Annotated in this window: 17 protein-coding genes and 1 pseudogene; 9 read left to right on the top strand and 9 right to left on the bottom strand. The window is 69.0% G+C overall.

The window, feature by feature from the left end:
* The first annotated feature begins 60 nt into the window (after positions 1-60).
* Together mtnN and HIR79_RS09760 are read left to right on the top strand one after the other, a co-directional pair.
* A complete protein-coding gene (gene mtnN, locus HIR79_RS09765) occupies positions 61-807 on the top strand; it encodes a 5'-methylthioadenosine/S-adenosylhomocysteine nucleosidase (RefSeq protein ID WP_169958199.1) in 747 nt (248 codons plus the stop codon).
* A 13-nt stretch (positions 808-820) separates the two neighbouring features.
* On the top strand, positions 821-1,741 hold the full coding sequence (locus tag HIR79_RS09760) for an alpha/beta hydrolase (RefSeq protein ID WP_249322106.1): 921 nt from the start codon (positions 821-823) through the stop codon (positions 1,739-1,741).
* Positions 1,742-1,822: 81 nt separating this feature from the next.
* Here the strand turns inward: HIR79_RS09760 and luxS are convergent, their stop codons facing one another.
* Positions 1,823-2,347, bottom strand: coding sequence for an S-ribosylhomocysteine lyase (gene luxS / locus HIR79_RS09755; protein WP_169958197.1), 525 nt, complete (start codon positions 2,345-2,347; stop codon positions 1,823-1,825).
* A 119-nt stretch (positions 2,348-2,466) separates the two neighbouring features.
* A pseudogene (pyrC, locus tag HIR79_RS09750) lies at positions 2,467-3,505 on the bottom strand (dihydroorotase).
* A 171-nt stretch (positions 3,506-3,676) separates the two neighbouring features.
* Between pyrC and HIR79_RS09745 the strand changes: the two are divergent.
* On the top strand, positions 3,677-4,567 hold the full coding sequence (locus HIR79_RS09745; RefSeq protein ID WP_169958196.1) for a DMT family transporter: 891 nt from the start codon (positions 3,677-3,679) through the stop codon (positions 4,565-4,567).
* Between the two features lie 41 nt (positions 4,568-4,608).
* Positions 4,609-5,046: a hypothetical protein gene (locus HIR79_RS09740; RefSeq protein ID WP_169958195.1), complete on the top strand. Its 438-nt coding sequence runs from the start codon at positions 4,609-4,611 to the stop codon at positions 5,044-5,046.
* Between the two features lie 76 nt (positions 5,047-5,122).
* Here HIR79_RS09740 and HIR79_RS09735 read toward each other — a convergent pair whose 3' ends face one another.
* The 6 genes from HIR79_RS09735 to HIR79_RS09715 all read right to left on the bottom strand — a co-directional run bounded on the left by HIR79_RS09735 (position 5,123) and on the right by HIR79_RS09715 (position 11,090).
* Positions 5,123-6,364 (bottom strand): NAD(P)/FAD-dependent oxidoreductase, encoded by a 1,242-nt coding sequence (locus HIR79_RS09735; RefSeq protein WP_169958194.1) that lies wholly within the window; start codon positions 6,362-6,364, stop codon positions 5,123-5,125.
* Between the two features lie 180 nt (positions 6,365-6,544).
* On the bottom strand, positions 6,545-7,000 hold the full coding sequence (locus tag HIR79_RS09730) for a tellurite resistance TerB family protein (RefSeq protein ID WP_119022783.1): 456 nt from the start codon (positions 6,998-7,000) through the stop codon (positions 6,545-6,547).
* A 216-nt stretch (positions 7,001-7,216) separates the two neighbouring features.
* Entirely contained in the window at positions 7,217-7,348 is a 132-nt protein-coding gene (locus tag HIR79_RS18660) for a hypothetical protein (RefSeq protein WP_283241832.1), read from the bottom strand.
* Between the two features lie 453 nt (positions 7,349-7,801).
* Positions 7,802-8,698: a 3-hydroxyisobutyrate dehydrogenase gene (gene mmsB, locus HIR79_RS09725; protein WP_169958193.1), complete on the bottom strand. Its 897-nt coding sequence runs from the start codon at positions 8,696-8,698 to the stop codon at positions 7,802-7,804.
* A 47-nt stretch (positions 8,699-8,745) separates the two neighbouring features.
* Positions 8,746-9,900: an enoyl-CoA hydratase/isomerase family protein gene (locus tag HIR79_RS09720; RefSeq protein ID WP_169958192.1), complete on the bottom strand. Its 1,155-nt coding sequence runs from the start codon at positions 9,898-9,900 to the stop codon at positions 8,746-8,748.
* Between the two features lie 17 nt (positions 9,901-9,917).
* Complete coding sequence (locus HIR79_RS09715) at positions 9,918-11,090, bottom strand: acyl-CoA dehydrogenase family protein (protein ID WP_169958191.1); 1,173 nt, start codon at positions 11,088-11,090, stop codon at positions 9,918-9,920.
* A 216-nt stretch (positions 11,091-11,306) separates the two neighbouring features.
* Here HIR79_RS09715 and HIR79_RS09710 point away from each other — a divergent pair, with 216 nt between their 5' ends.
* The 3 genes from HIR79_RS09710 (at position 11,307) to HIR79_RS09700 (ending at position 13,968) form a co-directional block, all read left to right on the top strand.
* Positions 11,307-11,756 (top strand): MerR family transcriptional regulator, encoded by a 450-nt coding sequence (locus HIR79_RS09710; RefSeq protein WP_169958190.1) that lies wholly within the window; start codon positions 11,307-11,309, stop codon positions 11,754-11,756.
* A gap of 72 nt (positions 11,757-11,828) precedes the next feature.
* Positions 11,829-13,520, top strand: coding sequence for an AMP-binding protein (locus HIR79_RS09705; RefSeq protein WP_169958189.1), 1,692 nt, complete (start codon positions 11,829-11,831; stop codon positions 13,518-13,520).
* Between the two features lie 163 nt (positions 13,521-13,683).
* The gene (locus HIR79_RS09700; protein ID WP_169958188.1) at positions 13,684-13,968 is read left to right on the top strand and encodes a hypothetical protein; all 285 of its coding nucleotides are present in this window, start codon (positions 13,684-13,686) and stop codon (positions 13,966-13,968) included.
* Positions 13,969-13,975: 7 nt separating this feature from the next.
* On the opposite strand, the gene HIR79_RS09695 is transcribed toward HIR79_RS09700, so the two are convergent.
* Complete coding sequence (locus HIR79_RS09695; protein ID WP_169958187.1) at positions 13,976-14,659, bottom strand: glutathione S-transferase; 684 nt, start codon at positions 14,657-14,659, stop codon at positions 13,976-13,978.
* Positions 14,660-14,813: 154 nt separating this feature from the next.
* On the opposite strand from HIR79_RS09695, the gene HIR79_RS09690 reads away from it, so the two are divergent.
* Positions 14,814-15,185, top strand: coding sequence for a response regulator transcription factor (locus HIR79_RS09690; protein WP_169958186.1), 372 nt, complete (start codon positions 14,814-14,816; stop codon positions 15,183-15,185).
* Positions 15,185-17,245, top strand: coding sequence for a 3'-5' exonuclease (locus HIR79_RS09685; protein WP_169958185.1), 2,061 nt, complete (start codon positions 15,185-15,187; stop codon positions 17,243-17,245). The genes HIR79_RS09690 and HIR79_RS09685 overlap by 1 nt, the downstream gene beginning before the upstream one ends.
* Positions 17,246-17,265 lie beyond the last annotated feature (20 nt).

Here is a 17,265-nt window from a genome sequence, read left to right as displayed (position 1 = left end):
TCAGCACCCGAGACTCACTTCGGGGCCCGCCGCGGCGGGCCCCCACCACCAGGACCTGCTATGCAACGCATCGGAATCATTGGCGCCATGGCCCAGGAGGTAGAGCACCTGGCTTCCCTGCTGGAGGGGCGCGAGACCCGCTCTCACGTGGGCTCCACCTTCCACAGCGGACGGCTGCACGGGGTCGAGGTGGTGATCCTGCAATCCGGCATCGGCAAGGTGAACGCGGCGGTGGGCACCACCCTGCTGCTGGACATCTACAAGCCCGATGCCGTGATCAACACCGGCTCCGCCGGCGGCTTCGGCAAGGACCTGGCGATCGGCGACGTGGTGATCTCCAGCGAGGTGCGCCACCATGACGTGGACGCCGTGGTGTTCGGCTACGAGCATGGCCAGGTACCGCAGATGCCCGCCGCCTATCTGCCCGACCCGCGCCTGGTGGCCATCGCGCGGGAGTGCGTGGAATCCCTGGGCGAGGTCCGCGTCGTCGAAGGGCTGATCGCCACCGGCGATGTCTTCATGGCCTGCCCCAACCTGGTGGAGCAGACCCGCCGACGCTTCCCCACCATGCTCGCCGCCGAGATGGAGGCCGCCGCCATCGCCCAGACCTGCCTGCTCTACGGTTGCCCCTTCGTGGTGATCCGCGCCCTCTCCGATATCGCCGGCGGTGGCGACAACCACCTCTCCTTCGAAGAGTTCCTGGAGAAGGCCGCCACCCACTCCGCCCACATGGTGGAGGCCATGGTGAAGCGCCTGGCGAGCCTCCCCGTCGAGCAGCCCAGCGATGCCCTGGCGGAGCGGGCCTGATCCCAGGCGGTGGATGCCGGCGCTGCTGCTGGCCGGCGCCCTGCTGACCGGCTGCGGCTCCACCCACCTCGACGACAGCTTCGCGCCGGTGGCGGCGACCCCGACCGAAGCGCCAAGCCTTGCCTTCGATGCGCTGCCGGCGCGGACCTATACCCCACCGGACTGGCCCAGGCCCCTGCGAGCCGAGGTGCTGCTGCCGCGCTCGGCGGATGATGCACTACGCCCCGCCGCTCTGCTGGTCCACGGCGGCGGCTGGCAGAACCGCACCCCGCGGGACATGGCCGGCATCGCCGAACAGCTGGCCGCCCGCGGCTACGTCACCATCAACATCGAACACCGCTTCGCCCCGGAGCATCGCTTCCCCGCCCAGCTGCACGACCTCCAGCAGGCCATGGCCTGGATCCACGCCAACGCCGAAGCGTGGCGAGTGGACACCGCGCGGATCGTCGGCGTGGGCTTCTCCTCCGGCGCCCACCTGGTCAGCCTGCTGGCCCTGGCCGGGGCGGAGGGGCCCCTGGCCGAACCCCATGGTGGCGACCACACCCGGCTCGCCGCCGTGCTCGCCGGCGGCATCCCGAGCGACCTGTTCAAGTTTCCCGATGGTCGGCTGGTGGTGGAGTTCCTGGGCGGCACCCGCGCCGAGGTGCCGGAACAGTATGCCCTCGCCTCACCGGCCCGCCAGATCAACGGCCAACCGCCGCCCTTCTTCCTGTTCCACGGCACCCGCGACCGCCTGGTGCCGCTGGACCACAGCACCGACTTCCAGCAGGCGCTGGTGGCCCGCGGTGGCGAGGCCGAGCTCTGTCTGCAGCATGGGCGCGGTCACTTCCTGAGCTTCCTGACCCGGGGCAGCGCCATCGAGGCGGGCATCGACTTCCTGACGCGCCAGGTCTCGCCGACCGAGGCGCCCAGCGCGCCCTCAACGCCGCCATGACGCCCCCACATACGACACTGCCGGCCCTTGGGCCGGCAGTGTCGCGTGATGGCAGGCCCGAAGGCCCTGGCTGCGAGGCGCTCAGGCGCTCTTGCCCTCCGCCTCCTTCAGGAAGGCCTCGCTCAGGTAGAGCGCCTCGTTGCTGTTGACGCCAATCCCGCGGGCGATGATGTCCCGGGCGATCGCCTGCGCCTCCTCCAGGGAGTGCAGGGTGTAGGTGCCGCACTGGTACTCGTTGAGCTCGGGGATCTGGTCCGCGCTCGGCACCCGGGTGACATCCTCCATGGCGGCCAGCCACGCGCGGCTCACGTCCGCTTCGCTGGGCGTACCGATCACGCTCATGTAGAAGCCGGTACGGCAGCCCATGGGCGAGAGATCGATGATCTCCACCTCGGGGCCGTTGAGATGGTCCCGCATGAAACCGGCGAAGAGGTGCTCCAGGGTATGGATGCCCTTCTCCGAGAGGATCTCCCGGTTGGGCAGACAGAAGCGCAGGTCGAAGACGGTGATCTTGTCGCCGGAGGGGGTCTGCATGGCCTTGGCGACCCGCACGGCGGGCGCCTCCATCCGGGTATGATCAACGCGAAAACTGTCCAGGAGTGGCATGGGATTCTCCATTCAGGTCCGATGAATTCAACGGCACGATAACAGATCCGGGCGAGGCCCTGCCCGAAAACTGGCGGCACCCGCCGGGGCCTCGCAAGGCCCCGGCGGGTGCAGAGGCGTTACGCCTGCAGCTTCCAGGCCAGCGTCTCGCCGGCACGCAGCGGCACGATGCGCTGACCCGCGGCGTAGGGCAGCGAGGCCGGCAGCTGCCATGGCTCGCGCACCAGGGTGACGGTGTCGGCATTGCGAGGCAGGCCGTAGAAGTCCGGCCCGAAGTGGCTGGCGAAGCCCTCCAGGCGCGCCAGGGCACCCGCCGCCTCGAAGGCCTCGGCATAGAGCTCGATGGCCGCCGGGGCGGTGTAGGCGCCGGCACAGCCGCAGGCGCTCTCCTTGTCACCCTGGGCATGGGGGGGCACTGTCGGTGCCCAGGAAGAACTTGGGACTGCCGGAGGTCGCCGCCGCCAGCAGCGCCTGGCGGTGACGCTCGCGCTTGAGGATCGGCAGGCAGTAGTAGTGGGGACGAATGCCGCCCACCAGCATGTGGTTGCGGTTATAGAGCAGGTGGTGAGCGGTGATCGTCGCGGCCACGTTGGCCGGCGCGCTGGTCACGAATTCGGCGGCATCCGCGGTGGTGATGTGCTCGAAGACCACCCTCAGGGTGGGATGGCGCTCGAGCAGTGGCTTCATCACCCGTTCGATGAACACCGCCTCGCGATCGAAGATATCGATCTCGGCGTCGGTCACCTCGCCGTGCACCAGCAGCGGCAGGCCGAGCCTCGCCATGGCGGCGATGGCGGCGTCGCAGTGGGCGAGGTCGGTGACGCCGGAATCGGAGTTGGTGGTGGCACCGGCCGGGTAGAGCTTGACCGCATGCACCAGGCCGCTGGCGTGGGCGCGCTCGATCTCCTCGGCCGGTGTCCTATCGGTGAGGTAGAGCGTCATCAGCGGCTCGAAGGCACTGCCCGCCGGCAGCGCGGCCAGGATGCGCTCGCGGTAGGCCAGGGCCTGCTCGGTGGTGGTGACCGGCGGCGTGAGGTTGGGCATGATGATGGCACGGCCCATCTGGCGGGCAGTGGCACCGACCACGGCGGCCAGCGCCTCGTTGTCACGCAGGTGCAGGTGCCAGTCATCGGGGCGGGTCAGGGTCAATGAAGTCACGGCGGGTCCTGTGTCGGCGGGTCAAGGGAACATGCGCCCCATTATACGGAAAGATGCCCAAAGATACCGGAAGCCGCCGGGCGAGCATGCCGATCGGCACACGGCAAGTTGCTTTGTCTGCTAACATCCATGCTGCCCGTCTCGGGCCCACTCTTCGCCCCTCAGGACCCTATGCCCAACACCACCGCCCGGGCGCCGCTGCGCGCCGACCTGCTGCTGCTGCTGGTCACCCTGCTGGCCGCGGCCGGCTGGATCTTCTCCAAGGAGGCCCTGAACGGCATGCCGCCGCTGCTGTTCATCGGCACCCGCTTCCTGCTGGCCGGGATGCTGCTCGGGGCCTTCGCCCTGCCCGCCCTGCGTCGGCTTTCCCGCAGGGACATCCTGGCCGCCTCCGGCGTCGGGGTGCTGTTCAGCGCCGCCCTGGCACTGTGGATCCTCGGCCTCTACCACTCCCGCCACCTCGGCGAGAGCGCCTTCATCAACAGCCTCGGCATCCTGCTGGTGCCGGTGATGGCCCGCCTGCTGTTCGGCGACCGCCCGCCGCGCACCACCTGGATCGCCCTGCCGGTGGCGCTGGTCGGCTTCGCCCTGCTGTCGCTCAACGCCGGGCTACGCATCGAGGCCAGCCAGGGCCTGATCACCGCCTCGGCGGTGCTCTTCTCGATCCTGATCAACGTCAATTCGCGAGTGGTGCACCGGGTCCCGGCCCTCCCGCTCACGGTGATCCAGCTCAGCGTGGTGGGCCTGCTGCTCGGCCTGGCTTCGCTTGTGATCGAGCCCTGGCCTGGGCACATCGGCGGGGAGACCCTCGGCTGGCTGGCCGCCAGCGTGCTGCTGGCCAGCACCCTGCGCTTCTTCCTCCAGGTGCATGCCCAGGGGCTCACCACCCCCAGCCATGCCGCGGTGATCCTGATGCTGGAGGCGGTCTGGACCGCGCTGCTGGCCGCCGCCTGGTACCGCGAGACCATGACGCCGCTGCAGCTCGCGGGCTGTGCGCTGATCTTCGCCGCGCTGCTGATCAACCGCTGGTACTGGGTTCGCCGGCTCTTCACGCGGCGCTGATTTCCCGTATCATGCCCGCAGATCCAACGAGGGGAGTGAACATGCCGAAGGTGCGCCACTATGCCGATCTGGTCACCGTGCTGTCCGGGCTGTCCTGGCTGGTGGTGTACTGGTCGATCAGCCTGACGGCGCAGGTCGGCAGCATCGAGCCCACCCTGGCCGCGCTGCTGATGCTGGGGGCGCTGGTGCTGGTCAGCTTCGTGCATCGCCCCATTCGCGTGCTGCTGCGCCGCTACCACGTGCGCAAGCGGCGCACCGAGATGTGGATGCATATCCTGGCGCTGCCACTGACCCTGGCCTTCTTCTTCGGCATCGTCATCGAGAGCATGCTGGCCCCGCTGAACGGCCCTCAGAAGATGCTGCTGTTCAACGTCTTCGCCACCGCCGGCTGGCTGGTCTTCGTGGTCACGGTGCTGATCAAGCTGGCCATCCACCAGCTGCGCCGCCGGAATAGCGGCAACGGCAAAGCCGAGGGCTAGCCTCCCCCGACGCGACAGCGGGCGCCTGGCAACCAGGCGCCCGCTGTCATTGAGGGCCTCGCGCCGCGAGGCACCGTCAGAAACGGTCGAGCCGGAACGGCGTCATGTCGACCGCCGGGGTCTCTCCATCCATCATCTGGGCCAGCAGCTCACCGGTGGCGGGCCCCAGGGTGAAGCCCTGGTGGCCATGGCCGAAGGCCAGCCACAGGCCCTCCTTGCCGGGCGCAGCGCCGATCACCGGCTTCATGTCGGGCATGCAGGGACGCGCGCCCTTCCACGGCTGGGCATCGCGTCGCTTGCCCAGGGGGAACAGCTTGCGCGCCACCTTTTCCGCCGCCGCCAGCTGCTTGTACTGGGGCGGCGCGTCCAGGTCGGCCAGCTCCGCGCCGGTGGTCAGGCGAATGCCGGCCCGCATCGGCTCGAGCAGGAAGCCCCGCTCGGCATCCATCACCCAGTGGTTGAGCCTGGCCTCTCCCTCCGCCGAGTAATGCATGTGATAGCCACGCTTCACGAACAGCGGCGCCTCGAGGCCCAGCCGTGACAGCAGCTCGCCGCTCCAGGGGCCCATGGCCACCACCACCTGCTGCGCCTCCAGGGCCCCCTCGCTGGTGGTGACGCGCCAGCCGGTGCCCACCTGATGCACCTCCTCGACGCTGGCCTGCATCACATGGCCACCCAGCGCCTCGAAGTTCGCGGCGTAGGCCTGCACCAGGCCGCCCGGGTCCGCCACCATCCACGGCTGGGTCCAGTGGATGGCACCGACCAGCCCCTCGGCCAGGTGCGGCTCCTTGGCATAGAGCGCCTGGGCATCCAGCACCTCGTACTCCACGCCGAAGCGCTCGTGGTTCTCCTTGGCCTCCACCAGGCGCTCGTCCAGCGCCTTTCGGGTCCGGTAGAGCTCCAGCCAGCCCCCCTTGCGCACCAGCGCCTCGGCGCCGGAGGCCTCGATCATCGGCGCGTGGGCATCCTGGCAGCGCATGATCAGCGAAGCCCACTCGTTGACGATGCGCTCGTAGCGCGCCCCGCCGGAGTTGATCCAGTACTGCAGCAGCGGCCCCGCCGCGCCGACCATGCCGGTCGGACGATAGCGGATGTCCACCTCGCGGTTGGGCAGCACGCGCAGCAGGGTGCCGAGATCCCGGGGGAAGGGGTAGGGGCGCACCGCCTCGCGCTGGATGATGCCGGCATTGCCGAAGGAGGTCTCGAGGCCCGGGGCGCGACGATCCACCAGGGTAACGTCGTGGCCGCGGCGCGCCAGGTGCCAGGCCACCGAGACGCCGACCATCCCGGCGCCGAGAACGATGATGTTGCGGGACATGGAAGTCTCCCTGCTCAGCCAAAGAGAAAACCCCGCCTCGCGGCAGGGCAATCATGGCGTGAAGTCTAGCAGGCCTCGGCGGAACATCGGCAAGTGGCGGAAAATTAAGATGCTACATCTACCAAGAAACCCATGATCGATATTTTTCTCTGACAGAAACACCGCCTGCAGAGAATTCTTTCAAGCGCGCTCACCCCGGGACTGGAGCTTGGCGCGGATGAAGTCGCCGTGGCCCACGTGCAGCAGGTCGGCGAGCTGACGAATGCGGTGCTCCTCCAGGTGATGGTGCTCGCCGTCGGCCAGCGCCAGGTCCCACATCATGCGCACCAGCTCACAGCGTTTCGGGTAGTCATAGTGCTGCTTAATCAGGCTGACGAACTGGTAATGGTCCACCGAGCTCTCCACCTCCTCCCGGGCGAGGTCGACCAGCTCATCCACCGCCTCGTCCTCGAGCGCAAAGCGGCCTCGCAGCATCTCGCGCAGCGCCACCAGCTGCGCCGGGTCCTCCTGATAGTCGGCGCGCATCACCTCGCACAGCAGGGCGGCGGTGGCCAGCTCCAGGGTCGGCGCCTTGTCATCCCGCGCCTCGGGATCGGCCAGCACCTGCTGGAAGAATCGTTGGATATCTGCGAGCACGGTCGATCTCCGGTTGCCTGTCACCCGCTATGACACGAGGCCGGCGCCGACGTTCGAATGCGGGCCACTTGCGCTCCACCAGCGTCGCCATGGCCATCACCTCGGCGACCGTGTCGGCCAGGCGGCCCATCTGTTCGACAGACGGCGTATGGTCCACCAGGAACATCAGGCTGGTCTCGCCCAGTCGCCTCGCCACGGGGGTTTCACTTGGTTCGCTCACTCCTCGCGGCAGCGCCAGCGCGCCAGCAGGTTCATCAGTGCCAGGGCGAGCAGCCCAGCGGCCAGCCAGCCCAGGCCATCCACCAGGCGGTGATAGCCGGCGGGAGGTGACAGGGGGCGCTGGGTCATGCCGAACTCCGCCACCCGGGTCAGGCCGTAGAGGATGAGAGCAAGGCTTGCCAGGGGGGGGAGCGGAGTGGCGGCGAGACAGCCAGCGCGTGAGCCCCCAGGGCTCACGCGGGGCCGGCTTTGCACTCGGCCTGGCGGGCGCCTTGCGCGCCGCCGGTGCCTTGCGGGCGCGCGCTTTGGGTTTTACGCCCCGCCGTGCGGGAGGCGCGGCCACCAGCCCCCAGGCCCAGCGTGCGGCGCGCCAGAGTATCCAGCCCAGGGTGAAGCTCACCGACAGCGCCAGACCGCCCATTACCAGAACATATGCCATCGGGCGAACCCTTCATTGCGATACCGGGCGGACATTGTGCCACACCGACAGCAAGGAGCGAGGGGCTGGGCCTGTCGGTGCCAGGGAACAGACGCAGCAGGGGGAGCCCCCTGCGGGAGCTCCCCCCGGGCAGCACCGAGACGTTATTCGCCGGCGCGGTAGAGGCTCTGGATGCTGGAGAAGTCCAGGCCCCCATGGCCCTGGGCGCTGTGCAGGGCGAACAGGTTGCGGGCCTGGGAGCCCATGGGCACCGAGGACTTCGAGCCCAGCGCCAACTCCCAGGCCAGGCCCAGATCCTTGGCCATCAGGTCGGTGAGGAAGCCGCCCTGGTAGTCGCGGGAGGCGGCGGAGCCCTCCATCACGCCGGGCCAGGGGTTGTAGACGTTCAGTGCCCAGTTGCCGCCGCTGCTCTGCTTCATTATCTCGGAGAGCACCGCCGGGTCCATACCGTTCTTGACCCCCAGCGCCAGGGCTTCGGCGGTGCCACTCATCAGGATGCCGAGCAGCATGTTGTTGCAGATCTTGGCCACCTGCCCCGCGCCGTGGTCGCCGGCGTGGAAGATGTTCTTGCCCATGGCCTCGAGCACGGGCCTGGCCTTGTCGAAGCCCGCCTGGGGTCCGCCGACGATAAAGGTCAGGGTGCCGGCCTTGGCGCCGCCGACGCCGCCGGAGACCGGGGCATCCAGCCAGGTGATGCCGCGCTCGGCGGCGGCGGCGGCCACGGCGCGGGCGTCGTCCGGGGAGATGGTGGAGGCATCGATCACCAGCGGCTTGCCCTCCACGACATCCAGCAGGCCCGGCGCGCCGCCCCTGCCCAGGTAGAGCCCCTTCACGTGGGCCCCGGCGGGCAGCATGGAGATGATCACCTCGGCGCCGCGGGCAGCCTCCTCGGCGCTGGCACCGCGGCTGGCACCCTCGCTCTCCAGCGCCTGCATGGCGCTCTCCATCAGGTCGAAGACGGTGACGCTGTGGCCGGCCTTGACCAGGTTGCTGGCCATGGGCGCGCCCATGTTGCCGAGGCCGATAAAGGCGATATTCATGGATGGCTCCTTGAGATTATGACGTTGTTGTTGGGGAATTGATGCCGTCAGCCGACGCGGTGGCCGAGGCCCAGGTCGCGCAGGGGGTGGTCCTCGCTGCTCCAGGGCGAGACGAACAGCGCCTGGATCGCCTCCTCCGGCACGCTGCCCGCGTCGGCATGACTCCAGCGCGGGGCCTTGTCCTTGTCGATCAGCAGCGCCCGCACGCCCTCGACGAAGTCGCCGTGGCGGCAGCACTGCACCGACAGCACGAGCTCATCGCGGAAGGCATCGGCCAGGCTGGTGTGGGCGTGACGATCAAGCATGCGCCAGACCAGCTGGGCGCTGAGCGGGCAGCCGTCGGCCAGGCGCTGGCGATTGGCGGCGAGCCACTTGTCGTCGGCTTCGTCGGCCAGGATGCGCGACACCGCGGTGGCGGCATCCACGGCCCCTACCAGGGCCTGGAGATGATCGATACGCGGCATCACCTGCCCCGTCGGGGCCGTGGCGCGATCTTCATGGCGGTCCAGGGCGGCCTGGACGCCGGCGCGCAGGGCCACGCCGCTGCGGTCGCCGTAGTCGGCCTCGGTCAGGGCGGCGAGCACCAGGCCGCGGCGCTCGCGCGGAATGAAGCGGTCGGCCATGCCGAGGTCGAGGGCGTCCCGGGCGTTGAGCTGGGCGCCGGTCAGGCCCAGGTAGGCGCCCACCCCGGGCGGCATGCGGTTGAGGAACCAGCTGGCGCCGATGTCCGGGTAGAGGCCGATGGTGATCTCCGGCATGGCGATGCGGGTGGTCTCGGTGACGATGCGCTGGTAGCCCCCGGCCATCAGCCCGAGACCGCCGCCCATGACGATGCCGTCGCCCCACACCATCAGCGGCTTGGGGTAGGTGTGGATACGGAAGTCGAGGTGGTATTCGGCGGTGAAGTAGGTCTCGGCCAGCAGGCTGTCGCGGCCGGCGCCGCGGTTCTCGCCCGCCTCGGTCAGCGAGCGGTAGAGGGCCACCACGTCGCCACCGGCGCAGAAGGCCTTGTCGCCGCTGCCCTCGAGCCACACGGCGACGATGCTGCGATCCACCGCCCAGGCGTCGAGCTTGGCCTCGAGCTGGTGCACCATCTCAAGCGAGAGGGCGTTGAGCGACCTGGGGGCGTTGAGGGTGGCCACGCCGATGCGCCCGCCGCAGGCGGTAGGCAGCTCGTCGAAGGTCACGGGAAGGTCCGACATCCTGGTCTCCCTATTTTTTAAGTAAGCTGCAGGGATTCGATCACGCCATCCGCCAGCAGGCGACGCGCGGCGATCAGGCGCATGATCTCGTTGGTGCCTTCGAGGATCTGGTGCACGCGGGTATCGCGCACCAGCCGCTCCAGGGGGTATTCGCGGATATAACCATAGCCACCGTGGAGCTGCAGGGCCTCGTTGCAGACCTGGAAGCCTACATCGGTGGCGAAGCGCTTGGCCATGGCGCAGTGGGCCGGCGCCTCGGGGTCGTTCTGGTCGAGGCGCCAGGCGGCCTGGCGGACCATCAGCCGGGCGGCGGTGAGCTCGGTGGCCATGTCGGCGAGCTTGAACTGCAGCGCCTGGAACTGGTTGAGCTCGCGGCCGAACTGCTTGCGCTCGCTCATGTAGTTGCGGGCCAGGGTCAGGGCATGCTGGGCGGCACCCAGGGAGCAGCTGGCGATATTTAGGCGCCCGCCGTCGAGCCCCTTCATGGCGAACTTGAAGCCCTCGCCCTCCGCTCCCAGGCGATTGGTGACCGGTACTCGCACGCCGTCGAAGCTCACCAGCCGGGTCGGCTGGCTCTTCCAGCCCATCTTCTCCTCGTTCTTCCCGTACTCGATGCCCGCGGCGTCGGCCGGCACCACGATGGCCGAGACCCCACCGGCGCCGCTGTCGGGCGCGCCGGTACGCGCCATCACCACCAGCACCTCGGTGCTGCCGGCGCCGGAGATGAACATCTTGCTGCCGCTGATCACATACTCATCGCCCTCGCGCACGGCCTTGGTCCTGAGGTTGGCGGCGTCGGAGCCGGCACCCGGCTCGGTCAGGCAGTAGGAGCCCAGCACCTCACCGCTGATCATCTGCGGCACCCAGGCCTCGCGCAGGGCGTCGTCGCCCCAGCTGGCGATCATCCAGGTCACCATGTTGTGGATGGTGAGGTAGGCGGTGGTGGCCACGCAGCCCTGGGCAAGCTGCTCGAAGATCAGCGAGGCGTCGAGGCGCGACAGCCCCAGTCCACCGTGTTCTTCGGGCGTGTAGATCCCCAGGAAGCCGGTCTCACCGGCGCGGCGAATGACATCGAGGGGGAAGTGGGAGCGGGCATCCCACTCGGCGGCGTGATCGGCCAGTTCGGCCTTCGCGAAGTCGGCGGCGGCCTGGACCAGCGCCTTCTGGTCGTCACTCAGGGAGAAATCCATGGTGCTATCCTCGTTTCACGTGTCGATTGTCTTGTTGTTGGCTGTCGTGTCGTTGACGCCTTGCTGCCGGCTGCTACCAACCTAGCACTTGCTAGGTTTATCCCACATCACTCCATGGTCGAACAAGCACTTTACGTTAACGTAAACCTCGGCTAGTGTTGCCGTCAGGCGGGCGGCCTGCGCCCCGCCCCGCCCCTACAATAAAGGAAGACGCTCATGACTCAGCGCACAGCGAGCGCCGCGGCCCAGCCCGGCGGCCTGCCCATCCAGCGACGCACCTACACCATCGGCGAGCTGGCCAAGATGTTCGAGGTGACGCCGCGCACCATCCGCTTCTACGAGCAGGAGGGGCTGCTGGCCCCCGAGCGCCGCGGACAGACGCGCGTCTATCGCGAGAAGGATCGGGTACGTCTCAAGCTGACCCTGCGCGGCAAGCGCCTCGGCTTCTCGCTGGCCGAGATCCGCGAGGTGGTGATGATGTATGACGCCATGCCCGACGGTAACGCCCGCCAGCTTCAGCGTCTTCTGGAGATCCTGGCCGACAAGCGCGCCAACCTGGAGCGCCAGCTGGAGGATATCCGGCTGATGCACAGGGAGCTCGACGACGTCGAGAGCCGCGCCCGTGAGGTGCTCTCCGGCCTCGGCGTCGAACCCCCGAAGCACTGAGGCCGCCCGCGACCAGGGTCATGACCGTGTTGCACCACTGCACACCCAGCAACAACAAAGAGACGGTAGACGATGACACGCCAACATACTCCGATCAGCTACGTCAGCGGCATCAGCGACACCCCCCTCAAGGGGCAGACCATCGGCGACTGCTTCGATGAGACCGTGGCCCGCTTCCCGGATCGCGATGCCCTGATCAGCCTCCACCAGGAGCTGCGCTACACCTGGGCCGAGCTGCAGGCCGCCGTCGACCAGGCCGCCCGCGCCCTGCTCGCCCTCGGCGTGAAGAAGGGCGACCGCGTCGGCATCTGGTCGCCCAACTGCGCCGAGTGGACCATCACCCAGTTCGCCACGGCGAGGATCGGCGCCGTGCTGGTCAACATCAACCCCAGCTATCGCACCCACGAGCTGGAGTACGCCCTCAAGCAGTCCGGTGCCTCGACGCTGATCCTGCAGGGCAAGTTCAAGAGCTCCGACTACGTGGCGACCCTGGCGGAGCTGGCGCCCGAGCTTCGCGAGGGCGGCCCCGGCACCTTCAAGAGCGCCAAGCTGCCCGAGCTCAAGCGGGTGGTCTGCCTAGACGCCGACCGCGCCCTGACCGGCATGTTCACCTGGCAGTCGATGCTGGCGCACGCCGACGAGGTCTCCGCCGAGCACCTGGCCGAGGTGCAGGGGACCCTGCAGTTCGACGACCCGATCAACATCCAGTACACCTCCGGCACCACCGGCGCCCCCAAGGGCGCGACCCTGTCGCACCACAACATCCTCAACAACGGCTTCTTCGTGGCGCGGACCATGGCGCTCACCGAGGAGGACCGCATGGTGATCCCGGTGCCGCTCTACCACTGCTTCGGCATGGTGATGGGCAACCTGGGCTGCGTGACCCACGGCGCCACCATGATCTACCCGGGCGACGGCTTCGACCCCGAGGCGACCCTGCGCGCGGTCTCCGAGGAGAAGGCCACCACCCTCTACGGCGTACCCACCATGTTCATCGCCGAGCTGGAGCTGCCCAACTTCGAGAGCTTCGACCTCTCCCACCTGCGCACCGGCATCATGGCGGGCTCCATCTGCCCCATCGAGGTGATGCGCAAGGTGATCGATCGCATGAACATGAAGGACGTCACCATCTGCTACGGCATGACCGAGACCAGCCCGGTGAGCTTCCAGACCCAGACCGACGCCCCGCTGGAGAAGCGCGTCACCACCGTGGGCACCATCCACCCCCATCTGGAGGTGAAGCTGGTCAGTCCGGAGACCGGCGCCGTGGTGGGCCGCGGCGAGACCGGCGAGCTCTGCACCCGCGGCTACAGCGTGATGCTGGGCTACTGGAACAACGAGGAGGCCACCGCCAAGGCGATCGACAGTGCAGGCTGGATGCACACCGGCGACCTCGCCACCATGGATGACGAGGGCTACGTGGCGATCGTGGGGCGCATCAAGGACATGATCATCCGCGGCGGCGAGAACATCTACCCGCGCGAGATCGAGGACTTCCTCTACACCCACCCCGCCATCTCCGACGTCCAGGTGATCGGCGTGCCGGACGAGAAGTACGGCGAGGAGGTAATGGCCTGGGTGAAGCTGGCCGACGGCCAGCAGCTCGACGCCGACGGGCTCAAGGAATTCTGCAAGGGCAAGATCGCCCACTACAAGGTACCGCGCTACGTGAAGTTCGTAGACGAGTTCCCGATGACCGTCACCGGCAAGATCCAGAAGTTCAAGATGCGCGAGGAAGCGACCCACGAACTGGGGCTGGCCTGACGGGCCATCTCGCCACCGTGAACAAGGGGCGGGCCAGTGGCCTGCCCTTTTTCGTGATCGCTACCAGCTCTGCCGGGGCACAGCAACCCACCGAAGGCGGCATTGGCGCTGGATCGCCCCGGATGGTATTACCTCTCTGACCACCACCCAAAGCGAGACCGCCATGCAGGACCTGCTTCTCCCCCTGGCCATGACCGGTGCCTTCGGCGCCTTCATCGGCACCCTCTATCGTCTCTCGCGCCGCCCCGGGTACCAGCGCCCGCTGCTCTTTCCACTGGTGGGCCTGGCGGCCGGCATCATCGGCTTCGTGATCTACCGGCTGCTGGTGGCCACCACCGGGGCGCCGCTCTGGCTGCTGCCGCTGCTGGTGGTGCTGCAGGTGTGGCTGTGGCTCGGCCCCTTCGGCCCCGCCTCCCGGGCCGATGGCCAGGACGACCCCGGCCGCTGAGCGAGGCTCAACCGCCGGCCAGGCGAAACTCGCCGATCTGCGCCACGGTGCGCTGCCAGCCCTCGCGCTCGCGGCAGGCGGCGAGGAATGCCTCGAGACGCGGATAGCCCGCAAGCCCGCCGCGACCGGCCAGCGCCAGCACCGGGAAGCTCATCTGGATATCCGCGGCGCTGAACGCCTCGCCGGCAAACCAGGGCCCCGCGGCCAGTTCGCTCTCCCAGTAATCCCCCAGCCGCCGGATCTCCGGCCCCAGGTACTGCTGCTCCACCCCGCGGGCGAACAGCCGCCCCAGGGGGCGCGCCAGGGCGGGTACCGGCGGCTGGCCGAGCCGCGAGAACACCAGGCGCATCACCAGCGGTCCCATTCCCGACCCCTCGGCATGGTGCAGCCAGAAGCGATAGCGCTCCCAGGCATCGCTGCCCACAGGCGGGACCAGCCGCCGCTCGGCATCATGGTGCTCGATCAGGTAGTCGATGATGGCCCCGGACTCGGCAATCACCCGGCCATTTCGGGCCAGGTCGAGGATCACCGGTGCCTTGCCCAGCGGATGGACGGCCCGCAACGAGTCCGGCGCCAGCAGGGTGGCCGAGTCGCGTCGATGGGTGACCAGCTCATAGGGCACCCCCAGCTCCTCCAGCAGCCAGACCACCCGCTGGGAGCGGGAATTTTCCAGATGATGCACTTCGATCATGTCGCCTCCTCGTGCGTTTGCACCCCGCACCCTAGCACGGCGAACGCGGCCGATCTCCTGCCAAGGTCGCCTTTGCTGCGCCTCGGCCGGGCACTAGACTGACCAGCAACGAGTCCCCAAGACAACAACGATGACAACGAGAATGGAGAACGCCATGGCCAAGGTCCTGGTGGTGGACGATGAACCCAACATCGTCCTGTCGCTGGAGTTCCTGATGCAGCAGGCAGGCTTCGAGGTGGTCACCGCCGAGGATGGCGAGAGCGCCCTTGAGCGGGTGGCCGAGGGCACCCCGGACCTGGTCCTGCTGGATATCAGCCTGCCGGGCATCAGCGGCTTCGACGTGCTGGAGCGCCTGCGCGGTGATCCCGACCACGCCCGCCTGCCGATCATCATGCTCACCGCCCACGGCCGCGAGGTGGAGCGCGAGAAGGGCCTGGCGCTGGGCGCCGACGATTACATCACCAAACCCTTCTCCACCCAGGCGCTGGTCGACAAGGTCAAGGCGCTGCTCGCCGAGGTCTCCTGATGGCTCGACGTCTCTCCGGACTGCCCCGCCGCCAGCGGCTGATCGGCCTGTGGCTGCTGCTCAGCGGCATCAGCATCTTCGGCGGTGCCACCTTCGCCCTGTGGCTCGACACCCTCTTCCAGCCCCAAGGGCTGGCCCGCCTGGTGCTGTGGCTGGGCTGCTTCTCGGGAGGCGGCACCATCTTCCTTGTGGGCCTGCTGCTTGAGCGCCAGCTGTTCACCCCGCTGCGCCACCTGCAGGTGCAGCTCGCTCGCCTGGTGGCCAACCCCGATGCTCGGGAGGACTACCCCCCCGAGGGCTGGCTGCGGGCGCTGGGCCCCGACCTGGTGCGGGTGCGTGATGCCTGGCGCGCCGACCGCGGCCGGCTGGCCACCGCCCACGCCGAAGGCGCACGCAGCGCCGCCCGCATCCGCCAGGAGCTCGAGACCCTGCTCCAGGTGCTCGACACCCCGCTGCTGCTCTGCGACCAGCACCGCCGGGTGCTGCTCTTCAACCAGGCGGCCGAGACCCTCTTCGAGGATCACCACGGGCTGGGGCTGGGCAAGCGTCTCGAGAGCCTGCTGCCCGCCACCAGCCTCCAGGATGCGCTGGGCCAGCTGCCCCGGGACGGCTCGCCGCGGGAGGTGCTGGTGCCCTGTGACGAGCGCTGGCTGCGCGCCGTGCTGCGCCGGGTGCCCGGCAGCCACGGCGAGACCCTGCTCACCCTGAGCGATACCACCGCCGCCTGGACCAGCGAGATGGGCGCCCGGGCCGAGCTGCTCGACAGCCTGCCCCGGCTGCGCCGCCACAGCGCCAGCCTGACCAGCGCGGCCGATGCCCTCACCTCCCTGGGCAATGCCTCGGGGGAGATGCGCGGACGCCTCGAGCGGGTGATCGACGAGGAGAGCCAGTCCCTCGGCCAGGACATCGAGCAGCTTGCCGCTCTGGTGGAGCAGATGCAGCACGAGGGGGAGCGGCTGGTGCCGCTGTGGTCCAACGACCTGTGGCAGGCCATCAACGAGCGTCGCGCCGGCCAGGTGACGGTGGTGCCGGTCGGCATGCCCGCCTGGTTCAAGGGCGACGCCACGGCGCTGCTGGTGCTGCTTGGCTCCCTGATCGATGGCCTCCAGCAGCAGCGCAGCCCGGAGTTCCTGGAAGGCGAGGTGTGCCTCGGCAACAAGCGGGTCTACCTGGACCTGATCTGGCGCGGGGCAGCGCTCAGCGAGCGTCAGCTCACCGAGTGGCAGCAGCAGCGCCTCGACGACCTGCCGCTCTCGCCGCGGGTTTCCGACGTGCTGCGCCAGCATGCCAGCGACGCCTGGAGCCTGGCCGATGACGACGGCGTGCATGCCCGCCTGCGCCTGCCGCTGCCCGCCACAGAGCGGGTCGGGGCGCCGCGACCGGCCACCGAGCCGCGCCCGGAGTTCCACGACTTCGGCATCGCCGAGCTCCCCCCGCCGGATGCCGAGCTGGCGGCCCGCCCCCTGCGCGCCCTGGAAGTCGTCGCCTTCGACACCGAGACCACCGGCCTGGAGCTGCGTCGCGGCGACACCGTGATCAGCATCGGCGCCTGCCGGGTCGTCAACGCCCGGCTGCTGGCCAGCGAGGTGTTCGACATGCGGGTCGATCCCGGCAAGCCGATCCCCCCGGCCAGCACCGCGATCCACGGCATCACCGACGCCGACGTGGCGGGCGCCCCGCCGCTGCCGGTGGTGCTGCCGCGCTTTCGCGACTACGTGGGCGACGCGGTGATCCTCGCCCACAACGCCGCCTTCGACCTGCTCGCCCTGCAGCCGCCGGGGGCCGGCGTGACCCTCGACATGCCGGTGCTCGACACCCTGCTGATCTCGCGGGCCCTGGATGCCAGCCTGGATGGCCACGACCTCGACAGCCTGGCCGAGCGCTACGGACTGAGTTTCCCGCCGGGCACGCGGCATACCGCCCTGGGCGACGCCCGGGTCACCGCCGAGCTGTGGCTGGCCCTGCTGCCACGCCTGGAGGCCCGCGGCATCGAAACCCTGGAGCAGGCGCTGGCCCTGCAGAACAGCGCCCTGACCAAGGAGGATGCCTGCGCCTCATGACCCCATTGGCCTGGCCCCGG

This window comes from Halomonas sp. PGE1 (assembly GCF_013000985.1).
GTDB classification, from domain to species: domain Bacteria; phylum Pseudomonadota; class Gammaproteobacteria; order Pseudomonadales; family Halomonadaceae; genus Halomonas; species Halomonas alkalicola.
Note: the sequence above shows the minus strand (reverse complement) of the source record. Positions and strands in the feature narration are given on the sequence as shown.